At 70.5% G+C, this 4,704-nt stretch carries 3 protein-coding genes; 2 read left to right on the forward strand and 1 reads right to left on the reverse strand.

The features are described from left to right. Window positions 1–173: 173 nt before the first annotated feature. Complete coding sequence (locus tag DLJ58_RS00435) at window positions 174–1,835, reverse strand: glycoside hydrolase family 10-like protein (protein ID WP_124853341.1); 1,662 nt, start codon at window positions 1,833–1,835, stop codon at window positions 174–176. 202 nt (window positions 1,836–2,037) lie between these two features. Between DLJ58_RS00435 and DLJ58_RS00440 the strand changes: the two genes are divergently transcribed. Together DLJ58_RS00440 and DLJ58_RS00445 are read left to right on the forward strand one after the other, a co-directional pair. Further along, the gene (locus DLJ58_RS00440; protein ID WP_124853342.1) at window positions 2,038–3,540 is read left to right on the forward strand and encodes an amino acid permease; all 1,503 of its coding nucleotides are present in this window, start codon (window positions 2,038–2,040) and stop codon (window positions 3,538–3,540) included. 119 nt (window positions 3,541–3,659) lie between these two features. Beyond that, window positions 3,660–4,667: a LacI family DNA-binding transcriptional regulator gene (locus DLJ58_RS00445; protein ID WP_124853343.1), complete on the forward strand. Its 1,008-nt coding sequence runs from the start codon at window positions 3,660–3,662 to the stop codon at window positions 4,665–4,667. The last annotated feature ends 37 nt before the right edge of the window (window positions 4,668–4,704 follow it).

Raw genomic sequence — 4,704 nt, forward strand, 5'->3', positions numbered from 1 at the left:
CCTCCGCGGGGGTGAGCGGGTGGGACGGAAGTTACCGGCGGGTTACCGGATGTCGATGAGTGTCGATCAGCTGATCAACTAGGCGGTATGCGCATCGCCAACTATTGGTGACATATGTTGAAACAGACGAATGCCCCGGACGCGCGAGGCGTCCGGGGCATCCAGAGAGACGGTCAGCGCAGGACGAATGCCGGCGGGCTGGCGGGGCTCTCGTTGGCCGACCGGTCCACTGCGGTCAGCTGGTAGGTGTAGCGCCGACCGGGCTCGGCCGAGGTGTCCACCCAGGACTGGGCGTTGCCGGGCGTGGCCCGGACGGTGTCGACCAGGTGCGCGGCGTCGGCCGTGGCGCACCGGCCGGGCAGCGTGGTGCCGTCGAACCGGTAGATCGCGTACGAGGTGGCGGTGCCGAGCGGGCCGACGCCGTCGGCGGGCTGGCGCCAGGTGAGCCGGACACCGTCGGCCTGCCGGGTCGCCTTGGTGACCACCGGGAAGAGCAGCGGCCGGGCCGGGAGGTGGGGCATGGCCGGCACCAGCGCCGGGCGGGAGTAGTGCTCGGCCGCGTAGATGTCGGTGGCGCCGAGCCGGTTGGCCCGCACCTGCACCGCGGAGAAGTGCACGTTGCCCTGCACCTCCGGGTACGACCGGTTGAGCGTCAGGTGGTCGGACAGCTCACGCGGGTTCTGCCAGTACGGCCCGTACGCCGGATCGCCGCTCTTGTAGTCGGCCTGGCCGATGTAGAGCTGCACGCGGGTGCCGCGCACCGTCTCGGCCCACCACGGCACGAGGCGCGCGTAGTCGGCGGCCGGGTACTGGCCGATGTACCAGTAGAGCTGCGGCACCACATAGTCGATCCACTCCTGCTTGATCCACTTGCGGGTGTCGGCGGAGATGATGTCGTACGACTGGCTGCCGGTGGTGTCCGAACCGAGCGGGTCGACGGTCTTGTTGCGCCAGATGCCGAACGGGCTGACGCCGAACTTCACCCACGGCTTCGCCGCCTTGATCTTGCCGTTCATCTCCTGGATCAGCAGGTTGATGTTGTCCCGCCGCCAGTCGGCCCGGTCCGTGAAGCCCCGGTTGTGGGCCTCGAAGGTCGCGTCGTCCGGCACCTGGTAGGTGCCGCTGGGGTAGGGGTAGAAGTAGTCGTCGAAGTGGACACCGTCGATGTCGTACCGCTTGACGGCGTCCATCATGGCGGTCTGGACGAACTCGCGGACCTCGGGGATCCCGGGGTTGTAGTAGAGCCGGCTGCCGGCCACGCCGGCCGGTGGGTAGGCGAAGGTCCAGTCGGGGTGCTGCTGGGCCGGGTGGCCCGGGGCGAGCTGGGTCAGGTCCGCGCCGGCGCCGCCGGGGGCCGGCATGGAGACGCGGTACGGGTTGAACCAGGCGTGGAACTCCAGGTTGCGCTTGTGCGACTCGTCGACCAGGAAGGCCAGTGGGTCCCAGCCCGGGTCCTGGCCGCGTACCCCGGTCAGGTATTCCGACCAGGGCTCGTACGGCGAGGGCCAGAGCGCGTCGGCGGTGGGCCGGACCTGCACCACGACGGCGTTGTGGTGCAGTCGCCCGGCCAGGTCGAGCAGTTCGCGGTACTCGGCCTGCTGGGCCGCGATGCGGTCCGGGTTGGTCTGGGACGCCTTGCTGGGCCAGTCGATGTTGACCACCGAGGAGATCCACATGGCCCGGAACTGCCGTTTCGGGGTGGCCGGGTCGGTGGCGCAGGTGGCGGTGCTGGTGGTGTCGGCCGCGCTGGGTGCGGCGCTCGCGGGGGTGGCGCTGACGAACGTGCCGAGCAGGGCTGCGACCAGCCCGGCGACTCCGAGTCGGGTGGCTTTCATGCGGTCTGTCCCTCCGTTGGGGCTCCCGGATGTTTCGCGCGGTGCGCGGCAAGATTCGCCGTCGATGTCCGCGTCACTGGTAGGAAATTTTCACAGTCTGGCCATCGCCGCAAGAGTTCGTGGTTGACCAATCGCACCGGTGGGTAGCAACGGCGGTCACCGGCCGCCACGGAGGTGGTCGCACGGTGGGAGGGGTGACCGGGTGTCCGTGCTGCGCACAAAACCAATCAAGGACGTGATAGCCCAGGGTGAGGCGGACGGCAGCGACGGCCAGTTGGGGCTGAAGCGACGGCTCGGCGCGACCGACCTCACCGGCTTCGGCATCGGCATCGTGATCGGCACCGGCATCTTCACGCTCACCGGGATCGAGGCCCGGGACAGCGCCGGGCCGGGCGTGGTGATCTCCTTCGCCATCGCCGGCGTGGTGGCCCTGCTCGCCGCCCTCTGCTACGCCGAGTTGGCCTCCAGCGTGCCGACCGCCGGCAGCGCCTACACCTACGCGTACGCCACGATGGGCGAGATCGTCGCCTGGATCATCGGCTGGGACCTGCTGCTGGAGTTCGCGCTCGGCGCCGCCGTGGTGGCCCGAGGCTGGTCCGGCTACCTTGCCGAACTGCTCGACCTGCCGACCCGCTGGTTCGGTGAGGAGGGCAGCACGGTCAACGTGGGCGCCATCGCCATCGTGCTGATCCTCGGCATCGTGGCGATCGTCGGCATCCGGGAATCCGCCCGGATCACCAACCTGCTGGTGCTGGTCAAGGTGGCGATCTGCGTCTTCGTGGTGGTGGCCGGGCTGTTCTTCGTCAAGGCCGCCAACCTCACCCCGTTCATCCCGCCGGCCGAGCCCGCCGGGAGCGGCGACGACGGCATCAAGCAGCCGGTCACGCAGGCGCTCTTCGGGCTGGAGCCGTCGGTCTTCGGCTTCGTCGGGGTGCTCAGCGCCGCCGCCGTGGTCTTCTTCGCGTACACCGGCTTCGAGGCCGTGGCCAACCTGGGCGAGGAGACGAGGAAGCCCAAGCGGGACCTCACCCTGGGCCTGCTCGGCACGCTGCTGATCTCCACGGTGCTCTACATCGGCGTCTCGCTGGTGGTGGTCGGGATGGTGCCGTACACCGAGATCGACCGGGGCGCCCCGATCGCGTCGGCCTTCGAGTCGGTCGGCGCGGGCTGGGCGGCCGTGCTGGTCTCCATCGCCGCGGTCGCGGGCCTGACCAGCGTCATCCTGGTCGACCTGGTGGCGATGGGCCGGATCGGCTTCGCCATCGCCCGGGACGGGTTGATCCCGCCCTCGATCGCGAAGGTGCACCCGCGCTGGGGCACCCCGTACCGGATCTCGGCGATCATGACGGTGGCGGTCGCGCTGCTGGCCGGCTTCCTGCCGCTGTCCGCGCTGGCCGACCTGGTCAGCATCGGCGCGCTCTGCGCGTTCGTCCTCGTGTCGGTGGCGGTGCCGATCCTGCGCCGCAAGCGGCCGGACCTGGAGCGGCCGTTCCGGGTGCCGTTCTCACCGGTGCTGCCGATCGTCTCGGCGTTGGCCTGCTTCTACCTGATGCTCAACCTGTCGGTGGAGACCTGGCTGCGGTTCCTGGCCTGGATGCTGCTCGGCGCGTTGATCTACTTCGGCTACGGCCACCGCCGTAACCGGCTGGCCCAGCACGAGCCCGCCGTCGCCCCGGTGCCTCGGGAGGCGAGCGCCGACAGCTGATCCGACGGGATGGAGGAAGGGCCCCTTGCGACCGCAGGGCCCTTCCTCCATCGCTTGTGCGCCGTCGCAGTGAAGTTGCTGACGGTATGGTGCGCCCGTCACCTCGGGGAGGTTACGGCGTGCGACACAGACTCAAGGACGTGGCCGAACGGGCCGGCGTCTCCGTCAAGACCGTCTCCAACGTCGTGAACGGCCACGTGCACGTGCGACCGGACACCCGTGCCCGGGTCGAGGAGGCGATCGTCGAACTCAACTACCGGCCCAACCTCTCCGCCCGTCACCTCCGCAAGGGACGCACCGGTGTGATCGCGCTGGCGGTTCCGGAACTGGACATCCCGTACTTCGCCGAGCTGGCCCGTCACGTGGTCAGCGCCGCCGCCGAGCACGGCTGGACGGTGCTGATCGACCAGACCGGCGGCCGGCGTGACCAGGAACGGGTGCTCGCCTCCGGTATCACCGACCACCTGATCGACGGGCTCATCCTCAGTCCGTTGGCGCTCACCGCGGCGGACCTGGCCGGTCTGGACGGCACCCCGATGGTGCTGCTCGGCGAGCGGATCGAACACTGCCCGGCGGATCGAGTGGTGATCGACAACGTGGCAGCGGCCGGGGAGATCACCAGCCACCTGATCCAGTTGGGCCGCCGCCGGATCGCGGCCGTCGGCGCGCAGCGCACCGACGAGGGTGCCAGCGCCCGGCTGCGCCTGGCCGGCTACCGCGACGCGCTGCGCGCCGCCGGCCTCGGCTACGACCAGACCCTGGTGGCGTCCGCGTCGGCCTGGCACCGTGCCGACGGCGCGGCCGCGGTGCGGGGCCTGCTCACCTCCGGCGTACGCCCCGACGCCGTCTTCTGCTTCAACGACACGCTGGCCCTCGGTGCCCTGCGTGCGCTGCACGAGGCCGGCCTGCGGGTGCCCGAGGACGTGGCGGTGGCCGGCTTCGACGACATCGAGGACGGCAGGTTCGCCACCCCGACCCTGAGCACCGTCGCCCCGGACAAGGAGCAGGTCGCCCGCCTGGCCATCCAACTCCTCGCCGACCGCCTGGGCGGTGACCCCACCGTCCCCGCCCGGGAACTCCGGGCTCCCTACCGCCTGGTGTTCCGCGAGTCCACCCGGACCCGCTAGTCGAAGAAGCGGGCCAGGTGGGACTGGGGTGCGGGGT

Origin of the sequence: Micromonospora arida (assembly GCF_003857035.1) — a bacterium.
GTDB lineage: Bacteria > Actinomycetota > Actinomycetes > Mycobacteriales > Micromonosporaceae > Micromonospora > Micromonospora arida.

Bases quoted from the DNA above. Each gene is read 5' to 3' on its own strand.
- DLJ58_RS00435 (WP_124853341.1), bottom strand. From the start codon at position 1,835: ATGAAAGCCACCCGACTCGGAGTCGCCGGGCTGGTCGCAGCCCTGCTC.